The 21,810-nt window shown below is 63.1% G+C and carries 27 protein-coding genes and 2 pseudogenes; 11 read left to right on the forward strand and 18 right to left on the reverse strand.

Features of this window, described 5'->3' with window-relative positions:
* Positions 1-283: 283 nt before the first annotated feature.
* Positions 284-876, forward strand: a pseudogene (locus tag E3O65_RS15700) (recombinase family protein).
* A gap of 177 nt (positions 877-1,053) precedes the next feature.
* Here the strand turns inward: E3O65_RS15700 and E3O65_RS17680 are convergent.
* The 4 genes and pseudogenes from E3O65_RS17680 to E3O65_RS15720 all read right to left on the reverse strand — a co-directional run.
* Positions 1,054-1,239 (reverse strand): annotated as a pseudogene (locus tag E3O65_RS17680) (hypothetical protein); the annotation flags it as partial.
* A complete protein-coding gene (locus E3O65_RS15710; protein ID WP_134364669.1) occupies positions 1,236-2,999 on the reverse strand; it encodes an oleate hydratase in 1,764 nt (587 codons plus the stop codon). The gene E3O65_RS15710 and the pseudogene E3O65_RS17680, both read right to left, overlap by 4 nt.
* Positions 3,000-3,010: 11 nt before the next feature.
* Positions 3,011-3,718: a TetR/AcrR family transcriptional regulator gene (locus tag E3O65_RS15715; RefSeq protein ID WP_198411674.1), complete on the reverse strand. Its 708-nt coding sequence runs from the start codon at positions 3,716-3,718 to the stop codon at positions 3,011-3,013.
* 398 nt (positions 3,719-4,116) lie between these two features.
* Positions 4,117-5,187 (reverse strand): IS110 family RNA-guided transposase, encoded by a 1,071-nt coding sequence (locus E3O65_RS15720; RefSeq protein WP_134364670.1) that lies wholly within the window; start codon positions 5,185-5,187, stop codon positions 4,117-4,119.
* Between the two features lie 322 nt (positions 5,188-5,509).
* Between E3O65_RS15720 and E3O65_RS15725 the strand changes: the two genes are divergently transcribed.
* Together E3O65_RS15725 and E3O65_RS15730 are read left to right on the forward strand one after the other, a co-directional pair.
* On the forward strand, positions 5,510-5,788 hold the full coding sequence (locus tag E3O65_RS15725) for a hypothetical protein (RefSeq protein ID WP_134364671.1): 279 nt from the start codon (positions 5,510-5,512) through the stop codon (positions 5,786-5,788).
* Positions 5,789-5,875: 87 nt separating this feature from the next.
* Positions 5,876-6,106: a hypothetical protein gene (locus tag E3O65_RS15730; protein ID WP_134364672.1), complete on the forward strand. Its 231-nt coding sequence runs from the start codon at positions 5,876-5,878 to the stop codon at positions 6,104-6,106.
* Between the two features lie 102 nt (positions 6,107-6,208).
* Here the strand turns inward: E3O65_RS15730 and E3O65_RS17645 are convergent, their stop codons facing one another.
* Positions 6,209-6,622 (reverse strand): ParB family protein, encoded by a 414-nt coding sequence (locus E3O65_RS17645; protein ID WP_166785796.1) that lies wholly within the window; start codon positions 6,620-6,622, stop codon positions 6,209-6,211.
* Complete coding sequence (locus E3O65_RS15735) at positions 6,619-7,542, reverse strand: ParA family protein (RefSeq protein WP_104170602.1); 924 nt, start codon at positions 7,540-7,542, stop codon at positions 6,619-6,621. The genes E3O65_RS17645 and E3O65_RS15735 overlap by 4 nt, the downstream gene beginning before the upstream one ends.
* Between E3O65_RS15735 and E3O65_RS15740 the strand changes: the two genes are divergently transcribed.
* The gene (locus E3O65_RS15740; RefSeq protein ID WP_134364673.1) at positions 7,530-7,877 is read left to right on the forward strand and encodes a hypothetical protein; all 348 of its coding nucleotides are present in this window, start codon (positions 7,530-7,532) and stop codon (positions 7,875-7,877) included. The two genes, E3O65_RS15735 and E3O65_RS15740, sit on opposite strands and share 13 nt — an antisense overlap.
* Before the next feature lie 51 nt (positions 7,878-7,928).
* Here E3O65_RS15740 and E3O65_RS15745 read toward each other — a convergent pair whose 3' ends face one another.
* From E3O65_RS15745 to E3O65_RS15765, 8 genes are all read right to left on the reverse strand, one after another.
* Entirely contained in the window at positions 7,929-8,348 is a 420-nt protein-coding gene (locus E3O65_RS15745; RefSeq protein WP_134364674.1) for a DUF3846 domain-containing protein, read from the reverse strand.
* A gap of 374 nt (positions 8,349-8,722) precedes the next feature.
* The gene (locus tag E3O65_RS15750; protein WP_134364675.1) at positions 8,723-9,658 is read right to left on the reverse strand and encodes a DUF3560 domain-containing protein; all 936 of its coding nucleotides are present in this window, start codon (positions 9,656-9,658) and stop codon (positions 8,723-8,725) included.
* Between the two features lie 14 nt (positions 9,659-9,672).
* A complete protein-coding gene (locus E3O65_RS16835; protein ID WP_166785797.1) occupies positions 9,673-9,825 on the reverse strand; it encodes a hypothetical protein in 153 nt (50 codons plus the stop codon).
* Positions 9,826-10,471: 646 nt separating this feature from the next.
* Entirely contained in the window at positions 10,472-10,885 is a 414-nt protein-coding gene (locus E3O65_RS17500; RefSeq protein ID WP_338419200.1) for a Tn3 family transposase, read from the reverse strand.
* A gap of 102 nt (positions 10,886-10,987) precedes the next feature.
* Positions 10,988-11,158, reverse strand: a complete 171-nt coding sequence (locus tag E3O65_RS16840) for a hypothetical protein (protein WP_166785798.1) — start codon at positions 11,156-11,158, stop codon at positions 10,988-10,990.
* 152 nt (positions 11,159-11,310) lie between these two features.
* Positions 11,311-11,952 carry an Asp23/Gls24 family envelope stress response protein gene (locus E3O65_RS15760; protein ID WP_134364676.1) on the reverse strand — a complete coding sequence of 214 codons (642 nt, stop codon included), beginning with the start codon at positions 11,950-11,952 and terminating at the stop codon, positions 11,311-11,313.
* Positions 11,949-12,089 carry a sigma factor-like helix-turn-helix DNA-binding protein gene (locus tag E3O65_RS17650; RefSeq protein ID WP_422386436.1) on the reverse strand — a complete coding sequence of 47 codons (141 nt, stop codon included), beginning with the start codon at positions 12,087-12,089 and terminating at the stop codon, positions 11,949-11,951. Before E3O65_RS17650 ends, E3O65_RS15760 begins: the two co-directional genes overlap by 4 nt.
* On the reverse strand, positions 12,068-12,463 hold the full coding sequence (locus E3O65_RS15765; protein ID WP_338419201.1) for an RNA polymerase sigma factor: 396 nt from the start codon (positions 12,461-12,463) through the stop codon (positions 12,068-12,070). The genes E3O65_RS17650 and E3O65_RS15765 overlap by 22 nt, the downstream gene beginning before the upstream one ends.
* 175 nt (positions 12,464-12,638) lie before the next feature.
* On the opposite strand from E3O65_RS15765, the gene E3O65_RS15770 reads away from it, so the two are divergent.
* The 6 genes from E3O65_RS15770 to E3O65_RS15795 all read left to right on the forward strand — a co-directional run bounded on the left by E3O65_RS15770 (position 12,639) and on the right by E3O65_RS15795 (position 15,869).
* On the forward strand, positions 12,639-13,076 hold the full coding sequence (locus E3O65_RS15770) for an Asp23/Gls24 family envelope stress response protein (RefSeq protein WP_134364677.1): 438 nt from the start codon (positions 12,639-12,641) through the stop codon (positions 13,074-13,076).
* A complete protein-coding gene (locus E3O65_RS15775; RefSeq protein ID WP_134364678.1) occupies positions 13,073-13,267 on the forward strand; it encodes a DUF2273 domain-containing protein in 195 nt (64 codons plus the stop codon). The genes E3O65_RS15770 and E3O65_RS15775 overlap by 4 nt, the downstream gene beginning before the upstream one ends.
* Positions 13,264-13,665, forward strand: a complete 402-nt coding sequence (locus E3O65_RS15780; protein WP_134364679.1) for a hypothetical protein — start codon at positions 13,264-13,266, stop codon at positions 13,663-13,665. Before E3O65_RS15775 ends, E3O65_RS15780 begins: the two co-directional genes overlap by 4 nt.
* On the forward strand, positions 13,662-14,243 hold the full coding sequence (locus E3O65_RS15785; RefSeq protein ID WP_134364680.1) for a DUF6286 domain-containing protein: 582 nt from the start codon (positions 13,662-13,664) through the stop codon (positions 14,241-14,243). Before E3O65_RS15780 ends, E3O65_RS15785 begins: the two co-directional genes overlap by 4 nt.
* Positions 14,240-14,860: a hypothetical protein gene (locus tag E3O65_RS15790; RefSeq protein WP_134364681.1), complete on the forward strand. Its 621-nt coding sequence runs from the start codon at positions 14,240-14,242 to the stop codon at positions 14,858-14,860. The genes E3O65_RS15785 and E3O65_RS15790 overlap by 4 nt, the downstream gene beginning before the upstream one ends.
* 91 nt (positions 14,861-14,951) lie before the next feature.
* Positions 14,952-15,869, forward strand: a complete 918-nt coding sequence (locus E3O65_RS15795; protein WP_241985708.1) for an SDR family oxidoreductase — start codon at positions 14,952-14,954, stop codon at positions 15,867-15,869.
* Between the two features lie 47 nt (positions 15,870-15,916).
* Here E3O65_RS15795 and E3O65_RS15800 read toward each other — a convergent pair whose 3' ends face one another.
* On the reverse strand, positions 15,917-16,303 hold the full coding sequence (locus E3O65_RS15800; protein ID WP_134364683.1) for a glycosyltransferase: 387 nt from the start codon (positions 16,301-16,303) through the stop codon (positions 15,917-15,919).
* A 1,195-nt stretch (positions 16,304-17,498) separates the two neighbouring features.
* Between E3O65_RS15800 and E3O65_RS15805 the strand changes: the two genes are divergently transcribed.
* Positions 17,499-18,641 carry a glutathione-independent formaldehyde dehydrogenase gene (locus tag E3O65_RS15805; RefSeq protein ID WP_134364684.1) on the forward strand — a complete coding sequence of 381 codons (1,143 nt, stop codon included), beginning with the start codon at positions 17,499-17,501 and terminating at the stop codon, positions 18,639-18,641.
* Positions 18,642-18,959: 318 nt separating this feature from the next.
* Here E3O65_RS15805 and E3O65_RS15810 read toward each other — a convergent pair whose 3' ends face one another.
* From E3O65_RS15810 to E3O65_RS15820, 3 genes are all read right to left on the reverse strand, one after another.
* Complete coding sequence (locus E3O65_RS15810) at positions 18,960-20,876, reverse strand: bifunctional DNA primase/polymerase (RefSeq protein ID WP_241985709.1); 1,917 nt, start codon at positions 20,874-20,876, stop codon at positions 18,960-18,962.
* 225 nt (positions 20,877-21,101) lie between these two features.
* Positions 21,102-21,338 (reverse strand): hypothetical protein, encoded by a 237-nt coding sequence (locus E3O65_RS15815; RefSeq protein ID WP_104170609.1) that lies wholly within the window; start codon positions 21,336-21,338, stop codon positions 21,102-21,104.
* 58 nt (positions 21,339-21,396) lie between these two features.
* Positions 21,397-21,720, reverse strand: a complete 324-nt coding sequence (locus E3O65_RS15820) for an ArsR/SmtB family transcription factor (RefSeq protein WP_134364686.1) — start codon at positions 21,718-21,720, stop codon at positions 21,397-21,399.
* Positions 21,721-21,810 lie beyond the last annotated feature (90 nt).

Consider the following 21,810-nt stretch of genomic DNA (forward strand, 5'->3'; position numbering starts at 1 on the left):
CAACGAGCGGCCACGCAAAACCCTCAAACGAAGCACCCCAGCCGACCTGCTCAGCGAGCTAGTCTCGAGGAAGGAAATAGTCCCTGTTGCTTCCACCGTTTGAATTCGCCCATGGGATACAAGACGCTGAAGCTCGCTCGGGATCGCCGAGGGCCTCAGATTCGATGCGCCAAATAGCGATCACAGAAGGCCGCCACAAAGCACAAACAGTCACACCGCGCCGCGTCCGGTAGACCCGTCCGAAATAGGTTCCGGTGAACGGGCCCTATGTGAGACTGCCGACATGACGGAATTACTGATCGGCTATGCCCGGGTCTCCACGGGTGCTCAGGACCTCACGGCGCAGCGGAACCCTCACTGCCCTGGGAGTCGCGCCGGAGCGGGTGTACGTCGATCAGGGCCGCTCAGGCACCAATCGGGACCGGCCCGGCCCGAACTTTAGCGGCGTGCCGCTCGGGCGACACCCTCGTGGTGACCAAGCTCGATGGCCTCGCCCGGTCTCTGCCCGATGCCCGGGACATATCGGCCGAGCTGGCAGCGGCCGGCGTGCGCCTGGCCCTCGGCAGCTCCGTGCACGATCCGGCCGACCCGGTAGGGCGCCTACTGTTCAACGTCCTGGCCATGGTCGCAGGGTTCGAATCAGACCTGATCCGGGCCCGAACGCGTGAGGGCATGGCGGTGGCCAAAGAGAAAGGCCGGCTACGCGGGCGCAGCCCCAAGCTCTCCCCCGCCCAAGAAAATCACCTGGTCGAATTGCACGCCGCCGGCAGCCACTCGATCGCGGAACTAGCCGAGCTATTCACGATCGGCCGCGCGACGGTCTACCGGGCCTTGGAACGCGCCACCACTTCGCGGAGGCTGCCGCGCCGACCCTAGCAATGTGGGGTCATGGAAGACGGCCCAGAGTTCGCAGAAGGCTCCTATGACTTCGCCCGTAAGACCTACCGCCTAGCGGAGGTCGATTCTCAGGTGTGGCGCGTCTATGACGGTGACACATACATCGGAATCGTGACNCTGCTCTGCGATCTCGGGGGTGCGAATGGAGCCGTGCCAAACGAACGGGGCGTTGTGGTGCTCGCCCATCGCGAAGACGTCAAGGCCGACTTCCTCAGCCTTGACGGCGACCATCACCGACGCATCGATGCGCTCGTACTCGTCGATGAGCCTTAGATCGACCGCCGCAACGGGGCCCGGGACGTCGTGTCCCGGGCCCCGCCCATGGTTCGCCGGCTCGGTCAGGTCAGCAGGCCGGACTCCTTGAGCAGCTCGCCGATCTCGGTGTTCTTGATCTGCTTCATCAGCAGATCGCGGACCATGGCTGGGCCGGGCACCTCGATCTCCTTGCCGTCACGCAGCAGGCTGGCGGCGGCGAGCAGCGTACGCACGTCGTAGGTGGAGTTGAAGACTTCCGGCACGCCTCTGTCGATGCCGAGCAGCTGGTAAGTCGCCTCCATCGCGGTGCGCACCGAGTACTCGATGGTGAAGATCGTGTCCCGGGAGGGTGTCTCGGCGAACTGGCCGAGGAACGCGAAGTTGACGGCGCCGGCCGGGACCACGTCGGGCCGGTCGCCCGCCTGCCGGGGCATGAAGAACGCCGTGACGTAGGGCATCATCACCGGCACGCAGGTGGCACTATTCGCCGCGAGCTCGGGGATGTCGGCCACGGGGACACCCATGTGGTACAGCCACTCCTGGGTGATCTCCTCGCCGGTGCACTCCTGCATCGACTTCTTCACATAGTCGCCGGGGACGTCGATCAACAGCGAGTACACCCAGACCACGATCTGGTCTTCGGGTTGCTTCTTGAAGTGCGGTTGGCGGTTGACTGTCCAGCTGAGCAGCCAGGCGGAGTCCTGGGCCGTGACGATCCCTCCGGTGACGGTCTTCCCGCCGAACGGCGAACGCTTGGCGATCTTCTCGATGTAGGCGGGGATGCGCGTGTCGAGCGTTGTGACGGTGGCCGACTGCCACTTGCTCTCCTGGATGTGTGCGCCGAACACGTCCGGGTGCCCGAATGACGGGTCTTTGGCGGCCAACCGCCGCCAGAGGTCCCAGGCCGGGGCCGGTCCCTCGTCGAGCTTCGCCGCGGTGTGCTGGTCGCCGTTGTCGGAGTTCTCGGTAAGAGAGCCGATGGTGGCGAGCACAAGGTCGTTCTCACCGAGCTCGACGCCCCCGACGACACGCTCACGGATCCAGTGGATCGCGGTGGCCTGCTTTCGGTCGGCGGTGATCGCGAAGTCGATGTCGGTGACCTCGGTGTCGAACTGGAACGTCACTCCCTGGTCCAGCAGCCATCGGTACAGGGGCAGCACCATCGACTCGTACTGGTTGTACTTGAAGAACCGCACGTTGGCGAAGTCCGGCATGCCGCCGATGTGGTGGACGAAGCGGTGCACGTACAGCTTCATCTCCAGCGCAGAGTGCCATTCCTCGAAGGCGAACATGGTGCGCCAGTACATCCAGAAGTTGCTGGCGAAGAACTCCGTGCCGAAGACCTCGTTGATCCGCGTGTTTTCCAGCGACTCACGGGTGGCCAGGAAGAGCCCGGTGAGCTCCTTCTGCGCCTGCTTCGAGAGAGTGAAGAGGGTGCCGGTGCCGGCGTCCTTGCCCTGCTCGACGGTGGCCCGCTGCAGCGAGAAGTTCGGGTCGTCCTTGTTGAGCCAGTAGAACTCGTCGAGCACGGAGGCACCGTCGACCTCGATCGAGGGGATCGACCGGTACAGGTCCCACAGGCACTCGTAGTGGTCGTCCACCTCACGGCCGCCGCGGATCACGAAGCCCTTCTTGGGCTCATCGATCCCGTCCAGGGCCCCACCGGGCAGCTTCAGCCGTTCCAGCATGGTGATCTTCGACCCGTCCATCTGTCCGTCGCGGATCATGAACGCCGCCGAGGCCATCGACGCCAGGCCGGCGCCGACGAACCACGCGGTCTTGTTCTCGACCCCCTCGGGCTTGCGGGGACGCGCGAACGCCTCCATAGTGCCGCTGCTGTAGTACATAGTCAGTCTCCTTAGTATGTTTCGATGGTTGATGGCAAGGTGGCGAGGAAGCCGCGCACGATCTGCGTGACCTGCCCGCGAAGCTCTTCGATGGGGTCCGCTCCGGGATGCGCGCCCGTGGACGGCCCAGCGAGCAGGAGCGCCAGCGCCGCGAAGACGGTGCGGGCGGCCCGCTGTCCCTCGCGCAGGACCGGCTCGCCATCGACCCCGGCTGACCGGGCCGCCGTGGCGAGGCGGGACGCGATCGCGTCCTCGAGCTCGCCGACAAGCGCGAGGCCCGCGGTCCGGTGCTCGTCGGTGGCCGAACCGAACAGCAGCTCGCGCTGGTAGGCGATGACGTTGGCCGGGTTGCGCGCCGAGCTCGCCAGCACGGCCTGGACGAGCACGTTCACCGATTCGACCGGGTCAGCGGCCTCGGCCGAGGCCCGCACGCCGGTGCTGATCGCGTCGCGCAGTTCGCGGTTGTAGACCATGAGTAGCAGCTCGGCCTTGGACGAGGCGTACCGGAACACCGTGCCGACAGCCACGTCGGCGCGTTCGGCGATCTCCTGCGTCCCCACCGCGTCGAACCCGCGCTCTGTGAAGAGAGCGGCCGCGGACTTGAAGATCCGCAACTGCTTGTCCTGCATGCTTCGTTCGCGGCGGCCTCGGGTAGGGCTGCGTTTCGCGTCCGGGTAATCCGGCAGACCGGCCATGACACCTCCAATGAGTTGACTCATTAAGGACTACGCTCATTTATGCGCGGGCGCAAACCCGCGCCCGATACCAACGCTCCGGCGTCGCCCACTGAGGCCGGCGCGAGACGCTCCCCGGCCCCCGCACTCGCACACCGAACCGGAGCCTCACCCCTACGAAGAGACGGGACAAGCACGGCGAAAGGGGGTGTGACGAGTGACCGCTCGCTATCGCAAACCCGACCACTCCTTCACACAGAGCGGTTGTCAGCGGTGCGGCTTCTCAACGAAGAAAGCTGCAGAGTTTGTCGGAGACGGTTGAGAATTGGGTTACGTCCCGTGGAGTGGTGTAGTTCCCGGTCTTGGGGTGTTGGATTAACAACGTAGGAAACCATCGTGCGATGGTCAGTGAGTACCGATCAAAGAACTCACAGAAAGACACATCACACGACCCTTCTATGGTTGAAGTCAAGCAGTAAGGGTCGCAGTGAGCGATAGATGCTGCGGGCGATGAATCGTTTGAGGCAGCGGTGGATCTCTCGCCGGGTCTTGCCTTCGGCGGTTCTTCTGTCAACGTAGCTTTTCGTCGTGGGGTCGGTGATCATGCGGCAGCGGGCAATGATGTGGAGCGCTCGGTTCAGTTGACGGTCGCCGTGGCGGTTGAGGCGATGCCGGGTCGTATTTCCCGATGATGCCGGATTTGGGCTAACGCCAGCCAACGCCGCGAAGGCGGCTTCCGAGCGCACTCTGCCTTGGTGGGAATAAGCGGTCAGGACTATAGCGGCCGTGAACGGTCCGACACCGGGGATGTCCTGGATGCCTGGAGCGAGTTCGTCGACGTGCTTTGACAGGGCCGCGTGATTCGTTTCCAACTCGCGAGTGCGCTGGTGGATCGCAGAGGCGAGCCTGCGGGCTTCAGATCGGGCGACGGCAGCGGCAGTGTCATCGCTGGAGCGATCGCGCCGTGCGGCGATGATGTCGACTTGAGTGTTGGTCAGGGGTGCGCGGACGTCGAGGCCCAGGTTGATTATCCGCAGGAGCGCGTTGAGCGCGTTGCGGTCGCTGGTGCGTTGAGAATCGATACTGTGTCTCGCGACGAGCAGAACTCGAAGGGCGCTGCGAAGCCCGTCGGCGCGCGCCAGAATCAGCGCGGTCGCATCGGTGCCAAGCGCGGCGCGGGCGGCAGCCACGGCATCGATTTGGTCGGTTTTGCCGTGACTATCCCGGGCCTGCCGTTTGGGTGGTTTGACCTCGCAGACGCGGATCCCCGCGGTGGTGAGAGCGCGAGTCACGGTGGCTCCGTAGGAGCCGGTGCCCTCGACAGCGGCAAGCTGCTGCCCATCCGAGCCTCGCTCAATCCATGCGATCGCGCGGGCGGTGCCAGCGTCGGTGGTGGGAAATGAAGCGGTGTCAATGACTTCGCCAGTAGCGGCAGCAACGACTGCGTAGGTGTGCGTTTTGGCGTGGGTATCCACGCCGATGACGTATTTGTATGTGTCAGCCACGGTGCTCACGAACTGTCTTCTTCCGGTAAATGGTTCGTTATCCGGGCCTGGGAGAATCGTCGCGAGGCAGATCTCTAATGAGTCACACCCCCGCCGGAGCGTGGGTGGACAACCTACTATGAAGCCATCGAAACGTGTCAGGCCGGCGCCGACCTAGCCCAGCGGACAGGTCGTGTGAAAGCCACCGCTTGCGCGGGACAGATGGCTCTTGAGCCACGTTGGGAAAGGCCGATACCAGCTCGCCAGCCAGTCCCAGGCCAGCTACTAACCATTAGAGATGGCTCTAGGGCCGGTCTGCCAGGATGGCGGACACCTCACTACTGGCTTTAACATGGGCAAGCACGTCGGACGAAAGCAACCGAATAACGTAGACGATTCGGCGGCGTTCGCTTTCAGAGCCACTGAGGATGTTCTCGTGGTGAGCCACTCTGTTTCGAAAATCTCGAAGAGCAGCCAAGGCGTCGTTAAGCGCGTTTCTATCGGTGCCAGCCGGGAAGGCTTTGTAGAGGTGTGGAACCCAGATGGTTTTCTCGTGAGCGTCCACGAAGAGATACGTCCAGAAACCAAACATGAGTTTGGCGACGACCTTGCCCGGCAAGGGTGGGCTTGAGGGTGCCCCGGCAGCGTTTTTCCGAGCACCCGGGAACTGCTCGACCAGGCCCGGACGGAGCGCGAGAGCGCGCGGGCGGAAGCGCTCGTGCTGACCGGGCGCCTGGCCACGGTCAGCAGTGAACGAGACAGTGCCACGGCCGAGGCGGGCAGGGAGCGTTCCTACGCCGAGCAGCGCGTCACCGACGTGCGGGCCGCCCTCGAGCAGCAACTCACCCAGATGCGCGCCGACCTGGACCAGGCACGCACCAGTGAACGCGAACAGCGCACCCGCGCCGACCGCGCCGAAGCACAGGCGCCACGCCCCAAGCAGAAGTAGAACGTCGGCCCACTCCCCCGTCTCGGCCGGAGGCGTACTGGGCGTGTTCGTGTCCGCCGGCGGCGCCGTGCCTCACGCCGAGCTACAGGTGGGTAGACCGCACTAGCTCAGTGGTCGTCCAGCGGGGAGCGGCGAGCTATCACCCTGGTATCTCTCCCCTGCGTTGTGTGAGAGTTCACGACGTTCTACCTCTGCCAAAATGGCTCGCTCCACGAAGTCTGACCAGCTCTTATCGCCTTCGATGTGAGTCGTCGCCCGGTACGTTGCACGGGCCCGATCACGTGTGGCTACTGACAGATAGGTGGTCATCCGCGCAGTCGTGTCGACCACAACGGTTGCCGAATTCTTGGCTGGTGTGCGCGAGGGCTTTGCAGCGGGAGAGGCAACGGTTTTGGGCTGCTCACTGGTTTCCGGTTTTGGTTCAGGGCGATTTCGGGCCTGGAGCCGGCTCAAGTCATGAGCCCCGGCGCGTGGCGTGAGGCCGCCGATCTGTCGGTTGGGGGTTTCGTCGCTCATGCGAGGGCCTCCTGGTTTTCTGCTGCCGTAATCCTGGCCACGACTTCTTGGGTGATTGCCTGCAGGTCGTCAGCGACCGATGATGCTGTGCGTGGTGCAAATGTTTGTGCCTGCGCGTCACCCCGCCGGATCTCGTACCACTTCGGCCCCTTGCGGACTTGTGCGTCGAGTTCGTGCACCAGAAGACCCCGTTCTCGGGTGGCTTGGGCGGTCGCTTCGCTGTGGCGAACTGTGGCAGTGAAGACGACGTTGTTGTCGGCGTTGAAGAGCTCTGCGATGTGTTCGCGTGCTTCGCGCTGGACGACGTGGGCAGAGGTCCCGACGTCTACCAGGACGACGCCGAGGAGGTCGAGGGTGGGGTTCACTCCGAGGACGGCGTCGAGTCGCGCTGCGACAGCACCAAGTCCTTTGCGGCTTGATTTATCACTTTTGACGGGGACGAGTGCCCATCGCGCGGCCGCAACGGCCGCTGTCTGGAGCGTTTCATCGCCTGGTGGGCAGTCGATGAGGATCATGTCGTAGTCGCCCGCAATGGGCTCCAGCAGATGAGCGACGGCTAGCTTGGCGCCATCGGGGTCCTTGTTCGCCTTGGCGGCGAGACCGGCCGTGGCCTGATCGAGGGCCGGACCTCCAGCGAATACGTCAAGGTTTGGTCGAACTTCGCGAATGGGGGCCGCTCCCCCACCGAACATGAGTGCCTGAGCCAGTGCGCGGCCGGTGTCGTCCCGGTCGTCGTCCGTGTATCCGAGGTCCTCGGCCAGGTTGCCCTGGGGGTCGAGATCTACCAGGAGTACGCGGTAGCCGTTGTTAGCGAGCATGCCGCCGATGTTGGCGGTGAGTGTGGTCTTGAGGACGCCACCCTTGCCGTTGATGACGGCGATGACCCGTTCCAACGCGGTGCGATTGAGTGCCGGAGGCATACGTTCTCGTTTCTCTTGTCGTCATTAGTGACATTACAGCTAATGCCGTCATTAATGGCATAAGCATCATTGCTGCTTATGCTGTCTTTACTGCTTTCACTGTTTTTACAAGTATTAATTGTATTAACGCTATTACCCACAATGCCGGCATTACTGACAATGCCGGCATTACTGACAATAGCAGCATTACTGACAATAGCAGCATTACAAGCAATGTAAGCTACCAGTCCAGCACTCCCGAGCCTTGCGGCGTATTTGGGGCGGTGAGTACAGGCGCTTCTGCGTCGCTCGACGCGGCGGAGGCTCCCGTAACCGCGCCCGGTGGGGGAGTGTGAGGGGGACACCCCTCACCGGCCGGCCCGCCCGGGGCCAGCCGGTGCTTGCTGCTAGATGTTGCGGAGCATGCTCACCACGGTGGGGAACGGGGACAGGCTCTCAACGAGGGCGTCGACGGTCCCGGCGTCGGGCTTCTGTGCGAAAGACTCCTGGATTCGGGCGAGCTGGGTGTCGGTGAGGCCGACGGTCTCGCCGTCTCCGGTGACGCTGACGGCGATGGCAGTGCCGAAGATGACGGTGGGGCGGCCGAGTCGGTGGGCGAGCACGGTCGCGGGCAGGTTCAGGGTTGACCCGTTGATGAGTCCTTCATCATCGACGAAGAGATCGATCTCGTCCTCCAGGCCGACGACGTCGAACATTCGGCAGCCGATGGCGGCGCTGATGTCCGCCCCGATGCTGGCCTCGTTCACGTTCAGGGTGGTGATGGTTTCGGTCGGGTTGATCTTGACGCTGCGGATGCTGGTGGTCATGGGGTTCTCTCTCCAAGGTTGGTGAGGTGCGCGGGGTCCCGAGCTCTCTCGTGGGCAGTGGTTGTGTTGTCGTCCACCGTTTTTCTGCCCTTGGTGGCAAGAGAAATCGATTGAGAGCGGGAGTGCCGGAGTGCCCGCAGTCTCGTGCGAAATAAGGGAGCCTGCGACCGCGTGCGAGACTGCGGGTGACGCAGGCACGCAAGCGAACTACGATGATTGGCCACCAAGGGAAGAAATGTTTTGAAGAGTCAGGCCGGCGCAGCCGGCTCCGTGTGGGTCCGGCCTCCAGGCCGGATTCACCTGGTGGGGGAGTGTGAGGGGGCAACATCCCCCTCACGGCGGCCGGCCCCTCGGCGGGCCGGCCGACACGGCGGCTATTCGGGCCGCTGGTGCTGCTGGATCTCCGCATACGGGGCGGTATCGGTCCACGTGTAGCCGGTGCTGACGCTGACGGTCTTGGGGTTGGCGCGGACGACTTCGCGCCACTGGCCGCGGATCTTGACCCGGTCACCCTTCTTGACGGTGCTGCGGTCGTAGCCGGTGGCCGTGCCGCTCTCGATCTGGGCGGCGCGCACGGCTTCCCAGTACGCGATCTGGTCGCGCTTCTCGGCGAGGTTCGGTGCGAGGTGCTCTGCTCGGGCCTGCTTCTGGGCGTCGGTGGCGTCGACGTAGCCTTGTGCGTCGTCGTAGCGCGGGGCGATGACGCGTCGTTCTAACTTGCGCAGCTCAGCCCCCAGAGTGTCGATGCGGTTAGCCACCGTGACGGGCCGGTAGCGGGCGTCGGTGGTGTGGGTGGCGGCGTCGGCGCGGGCCTGGGCGTGGGTGGCGTCGGTGCTGGCTTCGACTGATTTACGCATGGCGTTGTCTGCTTTGGTGATCGCGTTGCGGTGGCGTCCTTCGGAGTGGTGGCCAATCTTGATCGGTTCTCCTCCTTCGGGCAGGCGGTCAAGCGCGCTCCGGGCGCGGGTCCACGCGTCGTCGCTTGCCGTGCTCTTGCGGTCCGCTTTGGCGACCAGGGCGTCGACCCGGTCGGCCTGACGTCCGATCTTTCCGGCTTCAACCTCGGCGGTCGTGCGGTGCTCGTGATCGATGTCGGTTTCGACCTCGAATCCGGCCGCTTCCAAGGCCTCCTGGGTGCGGGTGATGGTGTGGAGCTTGGGGAGGCGGTCGCGGGACTGGGGGACGAACCAGGCGCTGATGCTGCGCCCCCAACGCCAACCAACGGTCTTGAGGACGTCGGCGGTTCCGTCGCCTTTACTGGTGCCGTCGATCATGGTTCCGGCGGCGTTGCTGTGGGTGATGGTGAGCATGTTTTTTCCCTCGTTTAGGCGAAGCTGTCGGCGTAGCGGGTCGCGGTGCAGGTTTCTCCGGGCTGGGTATCTACGGCCCCTTCCGAGGTGCACCCGCTGCAGGCGCACCCGTCCGCGTAGCGCTCCCTCGGGTAGGTGTTCTCGTACCGGTAGTCGGACTCGACCATGGGTTCTCTTCTCTTCGTGAACAACTGTTTTTTTTGCCTGTCTGGCAAGAGAAATCGAGAGCGACCGGGAGTGCCGAAGTGCCCGCAGTGCCGGGCGAAACAAGCCCGCAGAGCGCGTCCGACACTGCGGGTAACGCAGGCACGCAAGGGAGCTACGATGAACCGCCAGAAAGGACAAAATGCCCGGCAATCAGCGCCGCACAGCGGTTCCATATAGCTGCTGACGGCTTGGCCGTCGTGCTTTCAGAGTGATGTCACTCTGATATCTCCGTGCCGCGTAGCGGCTCCTCTTAGGAGTTTGTGGCCGGCGTGGTTTCAGAGTGATATCACTCTGATATCTCCTTGCCGCGTAGCGGCTCCCCTGGGGATGGGTACGGCGGCTGCGCCGCTGTTCCTTCACGGCCCGACGGGACGGGTTCCTGGTTGTTTCCGGCCTCGGCTTCCGTGCCGGGGCGGGGCGGGGCTGGGGACAGGAAGGCCCGGCGTGACAGTGGGGGACCGTCACGCCGGGTCTTGAGGCGAGGTTAGTCCTGTTTGAGCGTGGCGGCGTTGGCTGCGGCTGCCTTGGAGGCTGCTTTCTCGGCGACTGTGTTGATCACGATCTGCTCTACCTGGGGCCAGCTCACGAAACGGAGGAAATACCACGCTAAGAGTTCCCGGGCCGGTGCAGGGGGCGGAGTTTTCCGGCTTTGGGTTGGCGGGGGTTGTTCCAGGTGTAGTCGCCGGTGAGGTTGATGTGTTCCCAGCCGAGCGGTGAGAGGTGATCGAGTAGCGGGTCGTCAGTGGGGTGGCCTGTTGTGGTGATGGCGTGGTCGAGGTAGACGGTGTTCCAGAGGGTGATCGCGGCGGTGAGCAGGTTCAGCCCCGATGCGCGGTGGCGTTGGTTGTCGTAGGAACAGAGTGGGCTCATCAGATTACTCACCGCGACAACGCCGCGGTCCATCTCATTATGGACAGGCCCGCGGCCTGTTTTAGAAAGCCCGCACCGGTTGACCGCTTTTTCAATGCGTTGGGCGCGACCGCGGCAGAGAGAGCGTTTCCTAGCCGAGCATTTCGACATCGCGCTCCGACAGGACACGAGCCGAACTGTCGGCGAGTTTTGGGTGGCTTTGCCCCCGGTTACCGGCCGTTTCGTCACGCGTGGCAGAAAATGGCCGGGCTTCTATCCGATGCTGACAACCGTGACAGAGATGGTGTTGATAGGGGCAAGCGCCAGAGCGGCGGGATGTGCGGCGATTGTGTCATTCACGCGTCGGCACACCTCGGCGGATGACGCTGCGTCGGCGACGCCGATTCTCGCGGTCACGCTCAGTTTGGCCTTTTCCGTCGTCACGGTAACTAGTTTTGGTGTCTTTGCCCGCTACGTAAGGGCGTCGACCACAGACCCGACAATCGTGACGACGATCGGCGTGGTCGGGTACAAGGCTGTCACCCCCGGGACGGACCTTACGAGAGCTTCGAGTTTTTCTGCGAGCTCGGCATCCGTCATGGTGTTGCTTCTTCGTCGCTGGGCTCAGGCTTCGTGAAGTAGATGTCACGGATGATTACGTCGATGGCCATGATGGCGAGCTCGGTGTGGGTGTGTAGCGCGCCGAAGAGAGTGTCCCGCAGCTTGTCGGCAAGGACGGGAATGTTCTCACCCTTGTAGACGTTTGCGTCGATCGTGACCGTGATCGGAGCTCCCAGCGTGGTGAGGTCCCCGTCGAGCCGGCATCGACCCACGATGAGGTTGTCGACGGTATCGCCTGCCGCGCGAAGGAGTCCGCGGACAGCTCCCTCAGTGATTGCGAGTCGGGCTGTCGGCGCCGGATTCGAGATGGGAATGTCGCGTCCGGTCCGGGAGTCACGCACGATTCCTTCCAGGATGGTGGTGACCCAGCTATCGTCGCGACTCGGCGCGCGATCCGCCTCATCCTGGACCATCGAACTCATCGCCCCGTGAAGCCGCTCCAACGAGGCGAGCGCTATTTGGCAGGCCGGCGAGTGATCGATCGAGGGATCGGCGGGCATCTTGCTTCGGTCGAGATAATCGCTGAGTTGTTCAATGGTGTGGCCGTCAAGCTGGTCAGGCTCGTCGTCGGACACGTACCAGGGGGCGGCGGAGTCAGGCGTGTCGGATGAAGTCATCGCCAGGCCTCCATTTCGCGAATCAGAGTTTTGCGGACACGGACCAGGAGACCGCGCACAGTCGAGACCGGCAAGTCGAGTTCCTCGGCTATCTCTGCATAACGGTAGTCCCCGACTACTCTTTCAGCTCCCAGCATCGTCGCTGATCCTCCGGAAGGGCTGACAAGACTTGGGAGAGTGCCTCACTACGCGACAGTGCCTCCACTATTTGCGTCGGTGAATGGTCCTCCGATGCAGGCACGTCGACGTCGTCGAGGTTGGAGTGCTGCCGCCGTGCGCGGATTCGATCGATGCACTTGTGGCTGGCGATGCGCATCAGCCAACTTTTTACCAGCGCAGAATCTTTCAAGGTCGATAGCTTCGCCCATGCCGTGATGAACGTGTCCTGCACGACGTCGTCTGCATCGTGGCTGCTGCCCAGGATGCGGGTCGCGTGGGCGCGTACCAACGGGCCGTACCGCCGCACAAGCACTTCGAATGCTCGAACGTCTCCGTCAACGGCGCGGTTCACCAAGGTGCGGTCGTCAGCGTGGGCCAGCAGTGCCCTGCTCTCACTATCTGGAATGGTTGCCCCTCAATTCGCTGGGAACTGAAGCACCGGGTGTGACGAACGCGGCGTGGCCTACGACTAATTAGTAACTACTGCAAATACGCCCCGTTCAGGGGACACAAACAAGGAGCCTCCCATGGCAGATCTCACCACACCTACTCTTTCCACCGCACCGAACTCCACCTCGGCGACCCCCGGCCGCGGCAAGACCGTGATCAACGACGCTGTGGTGGCAAAGATCGCCGGCATTGCAGCCCGTGAGGTCAGCGGTGTGCACGCCCTTGGCGGCGGCGCCGCCCGGGCGCTCGGTGCCATCCGTGATGCCCTGAACACCTCTGACGTGAGCCAGGGCATCAACGTGGAGGTTGGAGAAACTCAGGTCGCGGCCGACGTCACCATTGTCGCGGAGTACCCCGTGGCCCTGCAGGATGTGGCCGAGCGGGTGCGGTCTGCCGTGATCCGTGTTATCGAAGACCTGATTGGGATGGAGGTCACCGAGGTGAACGTGAACATCAACGACGTGTACCTGCCGACCGACGACAAGGACGAGAAATCCGAGGCTCGGGTCCAGTGAGTACCTCGGCGAAAACGGGGGCCGTGTTCGGAACCGTGCTTGCTCTGACGTGGCTGGTCCTTGGCTTTTGGCCATTCGTGTTCGTGGCCGCGGCCATGGCGGTCGGCGTGGTCGTCGGGCGGATTATGGACGGAAAGCTGAGCGTTTCGAACCTGGTTGACGTATTCCGGGGCCAGCGTTCGTCGTCATGACAACCCTCAGTTCCAAAACAGCGACCCGTCAAACGCTGTCGCCGGCGGCACTCAAAAACGGCCGGACCACCGTCTCGCCCCGGGCTTTGAATCGGCTGGTGTGCGCGGTCGCGGCGGACGCTCTGGGCGTTGACCCTTCGGCGGTCGGTGCCGAGATCACCGATGATCAGGGCAGCCTCGCTCTCACGGTCAGCGCCCCCATCCGGGTCGTTGCGCTCACCCGTGTGCACCGGGATCCCTCCGTCGTGGCTCGCACCGGGGGCACGATTCTGGAGCGGGCCGAGCACGTCAGGCAGCACATTCATTACCGGGTGGGTGAGTTGACCGGTTCTACCCTGTCCCGGGTGACCGTGCGGCTCACCGGTGCCGACATTCGACCAGAGAGCCGCGTTCAATGACCAAGTATCGTTCCACCTACCAACGGATCAGCCGGCGCGAGCTTTACTCGCCGCGTTCGGTTGCAGCGATCACTCTCGCGATCCTGGTAATTTTCGCTTGCCTCTGGCTCATGATCGAGATCGTGTTGAACCTGCTCGGCCAGCCGGGGCTCCTCGCGGCCCCCGCGGATATGGCGGGCGCGGTTGCGGGCGTTTCCTCTGAACCGCCCGTGTTTGTGGGCGGGCTCGGCCTCACCGGCGCTCTCATCGGGCTGCTTCTCCTTGTCGTGGCCGTTACTCCTGGCCGCCGCTCTCGCCATCTGCTCGAGACCGAACGGACCGCGACGATCGTCGACAATGAGGTGATCGCATCCGCGTTGGCTCGTGAAGCGGCCCGCGTCGCTGAGTTGGCCCCAGACAACGCGCGTGTCACTGTGACCCCCCGTAGCGCCACCGTGCACCTCACTCCTACCTCTGGAACTGCGATCGATCAGCAGGCGGTGCTCACGGCCGTGCGCGAACAGATTGATGCTTTTGGGTTGCTGCGTTCCCTACACGCGAAGGTCGTTGTTGTCTCCACGGGGAGGGTGGGCGGATGAACTCCACCAATCGCATCCTCAACCGCATCTTTGTTTTCCTGGTTGGACTCCTCGTCTTGACCGGTGGGGTGACCCTGGCCCTGGTGGCACTTATTCCGCTTGTCCGCGATAGTTGGACGAACGCAACTCGTGTCGGCATCGATAGGGCAACCCGGTTGCTTCAGGCCACCCCTTTGCCCGAATCACTGGGCCCGGTCAACGGCAGCTGGTTATGGCTCATCGCTCTCGCCGCTGGAGCGGTGCTCAGCGCGGCGCTGGTCACCTTCAGCCTGCGTCAAGGCCACGGCCAGACCGGCCGCCTCGTCACGCTGAACGAACAAACCAGCAGTGGCGCAGTTGACATCGAGGCGAAAGTGGCCGAGCACGCCATCCAAGAAGCTCTCACAATCCGACCGGAACTTGTTGCCTTCCACGTCTCCACCTACCGCGTCAAAAACCAGTCAGCACTGAAAGTGGCCATCACTTGCCGCCGAGGAATCTCACCTCGGGAAGCCAGCCAGATTGTCAACGAGGTGCTCTTTTCCTTCGATAATCTCCTCGGCCTACAACTCCCCGCCCTCGTGCAGATCGGCGGCGGCTTCCGCGCGCGAACGACCAAGGCCACCCGCATCCGCTGATAACTCACCGGCTCCTAGGAGTCATCTGGCTGCGGTCAACCGTGCTATCTCAACCGGCAACATCCACCGATTTTTGATAGGGAGTCACGACTTGACGAACCACACCGACAACCCGAGGACCAAGTACATCACCGGCGGTTACCCTAAACAGGAGCAGAGTCAACCCAGCCTGAGCGAGGCGACTCAGTCCCACCCAGATCGTGGGGAAGACACCTACCCTGGCGCCGGCAAGCTCTTCGGGAGACGGGCACTCATCACCGGCGGCGACTCCGGCATAGGCCGGGCCGTGGCCATCGCCTACGCCAAAGATGGTGCTGATATTGCGATCTCCTACCTGCCTGACGAACAGACGGATGCCGAATTCACGGCAGAACAGGTCCGGGCCGCTGGCCGCACTGTCTTGCTCATACCGGGCGACATTCGCGAGGAAACATATTGTGTCGACCTCATAGCGGATACTGTGGCAACCCTCGGCGGCTTGGATATCCTGGTGCTCAACGCCGCCTACCAAAAAAACCGGAACGGTTCAGAAAACCTGTCCCGGGCAAAGTTCGACCGGGTATTCAAAACCAATCTTTATGCAACTCTGTGGATCGCGCACACCGCCATCCCGCACCTCTGGCCGGGAGCATCGATCATCTCCACGTCATCAATCCCGGCATCGGGCCCCGCACAGGCGTTGATCGACTACGCCATGACCAAAGCCGCTCTCGTCGCGTTCACGCAAGCGCTCGCCCAACAATTAGGCCCAGCCGGGGTGCGGGTTAACGCAGTCGCGCCCGGGCCATCCTGGGCGCCGCTTAGCCCCGCAGCTTCATGGTCGGACACGCTGTCCTCTTGTGGTCAGGAAACCGCGCTCGGCCAGGCAGTACAACCAGCCGAACTCGCCGCCGCCTACGTTTTTTTAGCCTCACCCGAAGCGTCCTACATTTCAGGTGCCGTAGTGCCCATCTCGTTTGAGTGCGTCAGCCCACACCTGATCGCCCCAGTAACCAGTGTCCAGCAGTAGTTGACCACCATTTTTAGGAGCGGCATCCGTAATGACCACGTTCTCCATCAGGTCGGCGCGGTAGCACCGGCCTCACGGACTGCGCCGATGTGCGCAAGCGCGGCAGCTGCGAGGGCTGATTCGTACACATGAGCGTGTGCAGTTGCGATAGCAGCGCGTTCGGCATTGCGCCGCGCGCGGCGCTGTGCCTTGATTGCGCCCCGTGGAATGTTTCCCCGGTGAGGGAGGATCTGCGAAATCGTAGCCGCCAGCGATTCGATCGAGCCGGGATCGAAACCGGCGACCGCGCCCGGTTCGTCGTGCTGGTCGAGCCAGTGCCCAATCATGGGTGCGACCACCGGAACCCCTAACTCATAGCAGAGCTCAAGCCAACCGGAATGGGTGCCATGCCGATACGGCAGCATGTATGCGTCGAGTGCAGCGAGTGAACGCACGAGGTTGTCGTCGGAGAGACGTGGATGTCCACAGGTCGGAACGGCCGCACCACACAGTGCCCACAGAGAACCCTCACACCCAGTGGGCGATCTAGAGGCAGCACATAGCCAACGTCGCCTCGGTCACTTAAACGTGCACAAAAGTGGAGCAATTTCCCCACAAACGGTTGCACTCTCGATAACGTGCCCCGTGAGAGCCGCCGTGACTCGTGAAGATGTCAGATACCTGCACTCAATCCGGGGGCCCTCCCCACCACCACCAAGCATCCCCACCGGCCCAACGGTCTCAGCGGAAGGTGCCGACTACGCTGCTTCACCCAGGTACTGCCACCGATTATCCGGGTTGAGCAATCCAGCACCCACCAGCTCAAGCGCAGAGCGGTGATCGGCGAGGTTCGTGCGGGCCCGCGGGTACCGCGGCCACACCCGTTCCCCGGGCGTGCTCGCCTCAAACAACGGCCGGCTCAACACATGCGGGCGCCGCGGCCGAGACCTGGGCTCTGACATCATCGTGGTCAGTTCGTCCTGCCACCACGCCCACACCTCCCACTCAGTCCGATACCGCTCCGCCCGAGCCAGCAAGGTCCCGAGCACGTTCAGCTGCAAGGCAGCCTGGTTCCGGAGATCCTGGGTGGACCTCGCCCACCCATCACGGTGCACGACCGGGAGCTTGTGCCGCCGGAGACGACTAAGGGTCGTAGCCGTGTGCCGGGCAGTAACGCCCAGGAAACGAGCAGCCGAATCGACAGTGAGAGACGGGTGCTGACGTAGTAGGGCGTAGAGCTTGCCGGCAAGATGCCCGAGGCCCCGGCGAATGAAACGGCTCCAACTGTTCCTGACGGCATCACCGTCACGGTTTCGACAGTGGTATCACGCTGATATCCCGCCCCGGGGGAGCGAGAGAGAGGCTCCAGTGTGGGGTCGTCGCTGATTCCCGCTGGTCGAACCGCTCCCAGAACGCAACGTTGGGACTTGGACAGGGGAAGCGTCCCTGCGTATCTATCGAGGGCATCGCACTGCCCGCCATCTTGTGCCAGACGAGCAGTGGCCAGTCAAGTGCGGTCGTGATAAACATGAGCTAAGCCCATTTTCCGCGCAGCCTGAGACTCTGCTCGGATATTCATCCTTAGAGCACCTCCGACAGTCAAAAATGGTCTCACGTTTTTCATTGTCACAAATTCAGGGAGTGAAAGAAATGAAAGCAGTCGTTTACAAAGGTCCCAACAAAGTCAACGTTGAAGAAGTTCCCGATGCCAAGATCGAACGTCCCACTGACGTTCTCGTTCACATCACGGCCACAAATATTTGCGGTTCAGATTTACACATGTACGAGGGACGCACCAATTTCGAAGTTGGACGCACGTTCGGTCACGAAAACATGGGTGAGGTCATCGAAGTCGGTAACGGCGTCGACAAGGTCAAGGTCGGCGAGCACGTCGTGCTGCCATTCAATATTTCCTGCGGGTTCTGTAAGAACTGTGAGCGCGGATTCACCAACTACTGCATGACAACTCAGCCAGACCCGGTTGGCGCGGGCGCAGCCTACGGCTTCGCTGGAATGGGCCCGTATCCCGGCGGGCAGGCCCAAATGCTGCGCGTGCCCTACGGCGACAACAACTGTTTGCGCCTGGGAGAAGATGCCATAGAAAAGCAAAACGACTACGTGATGCTCTCGGACATCTTCCCTACCGGCTACCACGCTACTGAGATGGCCGGCGTGATGCCGGGTGACACCGTCGTAGTCTATGGAGCCGGTCCAGTCGGGTTGATGGCCGCCTTGTCTGCCACGATCAAGGGCGCAAGCAAAGTCTGGGTCGTGGACCGACGCCCGGACCGGCTGGCCCTTGCCGAGCAGATCGGTGCGATCGCCATTGATGACTCAAAGACGGACCCGGTTCAGTTCGTTCTGGACCAGACAAAAGGTATCGGCGCAGACCGAGGATGTGAATGCGTGGGTTACCAAGCCCACGACCCCCAGGGAACCGAAGACCCCGCAATGACTCTGAATCAGCTCATCCGGTCCGTACGCATCACCGGGGGAATCGGCGTTGTTGGCGTCTTCCTGCCAGCAGATCCCGCCGGCTTCGACGAGAACGCCAAGCAGGGCAAGCTTGCCATCGACTACGGCTTGCAATGGCTCAAAGGCCAAAATATTGGCAGCGGCCAATGCCCGGTGAAGAAGTACAACCGGCAATTGCGCGACCTGATCGCCGTGGACAAGGCCAAGCCATCCTGGATCGTTTCCCACGAGATCCCCCTCAGCAAAGCCGCCGACGCCTATAAAAACTTCGACGAACGCACCAACGGGTGGACAAAAGTCATACTCAAGCCCTCATAGGCCTAGCCTGACCGGCCCGGTCAACGCCGCCCTCGCGGCGCAAGCCACAACATGACACAGCTGCGAGAAACTAGCCCGCAGAGTTACCCGTTCTGCCTGGCGTGTGACATGCGCGGGGAGGCCCCGTGATTGGGACAGATATTAGATACCTGCCCTTTACCCCGGGTTCTCTCCCAAGCCACAAGCAACGCAACATCACGGCAACTTAACCAGAAACAGGCGTCAGCGCACGGCGGCGCACACACCGCAAATCTCGGGCAATGACGTCCCCAAAATACAAAACTTAATGGGCAACTTCCTCTCCCCGGACGGCGCCTGCTATGCGGCCTCGCCCAGGTACTGCCACCGGTTCTCCGGGTTGAGCAGACCAGCACTGACCAGCTCGAGCGCGGAGCGGTGATCGGCGAGGTTGGTGCTGGCCCGCGGATACCGCGGCCACACCCGCTCACCCGGCGTGCTCGCCTCAAACAATGGCCGGCTCGACACATGTGGGCGCCGCGGCCGAGACCGGGGCGCTGACGTCATCGTGGTCAACTCCGCTTGCCACCACGCCCACACCTCCCGCTCGATCCTGTAACGTTCCGCTCGAGCCAAGAGGGTTCCGAGCACGTTGAGCTGACGGGCCGCCTGATCACGGAGATCCTGGGTGGACCTGGCCCACCCATCACGGTGCACAACCAGGAGCTTGTGCCGCCGGAGCCGGCTGAGGATTGTCGCGGTGTGCCGGCCCGTCACGCCCAGGAGACGACCAGCCGAATCGACAGTGAGAGACGGGTGCTGACGTAGTAGGGCGTAGAGCTTGCCGGCGAGGTGTCCCAGGCCGCGGCGGGAGAAGACGTCATGGCGTTGGTCAGTGAGTTGTTCCTCGAGCAAGGCGACGAGATAGGTGCGGGTGTTAAAGAGCTCAGCTGCAGAACGACCTACCGACGACAACATTTCGTACGGGGGGCGGGGGTTATTTAATGGTTGTGACCGGACTGTACTGGGACCTGTGGATAACGTGGAGGCTAGGCGCCATTCGGCGGCGTTGCCGTCGTCGCTCGCACTGACCCGTTCGACGTATCCGGCCTTAGCGAGGGCGATAAGGGCGTCGGCTGCGGTCGTGCGGCCGAGGCCCCCCATCGGGCCCAGGTCCCGGATGGCGGCGGCAACCGTGCGCTTGCCGGTCTGCAGGGTGAGGTAGGCCAGGGCTCGGAGAATGGTCTGCTGATTCGAAGACGCTTCAGTGCGGCCCCACCGGCCCGGGCTGACCCGGAACCGGGTGAGGAGGGCTTCGACGTCGGTCACGATAGCGTCCAGCTCCGACAGGTCCTGCGGCTCCCGCACCGCCGGCAGTGGGCGCTGGACGGCCGCGTACTGCTGGGCTTTGTCCCACTGCCGGCCCAACCGGGCCCGGGCCTCGGCTGCGGCCCGAGGGCGGCGGTCGCCACGACCGGTATTCTTCGTCCGGAAGTGCTCCAAACCCGGGGCCGTCTTGATGGCGTGCTCGACGTCGACCAGCTGCCAACCCGCATTCGCAGCCGCGAGCAGACACATGAACCCGGTCCAACTCGGGTTACTCCCACCATCGATAGTGGCCATGTGAGCGGTGCCCGCCGTGCTGAGGCGCCGGTGCGCCTGGTGCCCCGCGATGACGGGGCCCGACGGGGCGCTATCTTCCGCCCGGAGGGACGGCTTCCGCGCCTCGAGCACCGCAGCCAGAGCGGCCAGATTCGCGAGCGTGGTCGACGGGGTGACCAAGGTATCCAAGCTTCCGCGGAGGACCGTAGAGCTGCTGCCGTCCCGGTGCGGAGACAGGGGCGGCCGTGCGGCACCGGTGACAGCGTTCAGGAGCATGCCGTGGTCCAAGCGGCGGAAGTTCGCGCGCGCTGCACTGGCCACGGGGGCGACGGCGAGTTTCGGGGCGCCGCCCTGGAGGGCGAGCCAGATGTGGCGGCCGCCGGTCCCGGACGACTGGCACACGACGTGCGCGATTGAGAGGGCCTCGAGGGTGCGGGAGAGAACGTCGCACTCGTCGACGGCTTCCTCCATCAGCTCCGCGTCGACGCCGTGCTTGTCTTTACCGTCGAAGTCAAAGCACAGGACCCGGAACAAGCCGGTCTCATCGGCCAGGTTCATCGCCCACGGCGTCGTGGGTTCAGCCGGTCCAACACGGTGGATCAGGGGGTAACTGTTCTCGTCCAACCGCCCGTAGGCGTCGCGCTTCATCACGCGCACCTGATCGCGCGGACTCATCCGGCGCGTCAAAGCCCAGGCTGTCCACGGTTCAGTGGACACGCCAGACACGCCGGACACAATTCCGGGTGCATTGAGGGGTATGTGCGCTATGCTCTGGGACATAGAGAAACCTCCCGTGAGGGCTGTTGATCTGGATTAGCTCGAACCTCGGGCCGGCAAGCACAGAGGGTTTGAGCTACGAAACTTGCAGTAGCCCGTCGCGAAAGCGACGGGCTCTTTCGTTTAAGCGGCTGGGATGAGCAACTCCTCTTTGGGGTCGCGAATGAGGTCGAGGACAGGCAGTTGGCCCTGGTCCGCGAGAGTTAGGCGCAACAACGCTTCCAGGTAGATACCGGTGGACACGCCGCTTGCGGCTGCGGCTTGATTGACTTCCGCGCGGATCGCGGGGTCGACTCGTGTTTGGAACAACACCGTGGGGGTGTGGTCCCGACGAATCCTGCTTCCCTTTGCAACGGCCATGGAAACGATCTTGTCGTTAAACCCATTCAAGAGCGCGCGACGCGCGGGAGCGGCTTGATTAAAGTCTTGACTGTCCGAGGAATTCGCCAAGAGCGACGTAGAGCTCCGTGACGCTTTCCGGGATGACTGTGTAGCGCACCCACTGGCCGCTTCTGGCTTCGCTTCGCGGGGGAGTGGACTCGATGAGTCCCGCAGTCTCAAGGGCAGCCAGGTGGTTTGACGCCGTCGGCGGGGCGATGCTGAGCGCTGTTGCGACATCGGCGCGGGTGCATGGCCCGTTTTCGCGGATGTGCTTGAGGATTGCCACTCGAGCTCGATTTCCAAATGCGTCGATCGCGGCCTCCACGAGTTCATCGTGAGGGGGACGCACGTAGCGGGGCATCCTGCCATTCTGCCCGACCTCCGCCCTCTTCCAGTGTTGACTCCGTCAACCCTAATCATTATATGATTAGCTTATGACAAAGTCGAGCAC

The sequence above is a fragment of the Cryobacterium breve genome, from assembly GCF_004402375.1.
GTDB classification, from domain to species: Bacteria; Actinomycetota; Actinomycetes; order Actinomycetales; family Microbacteriaceae; genus Cryobacterium; species Cryobacterium breve.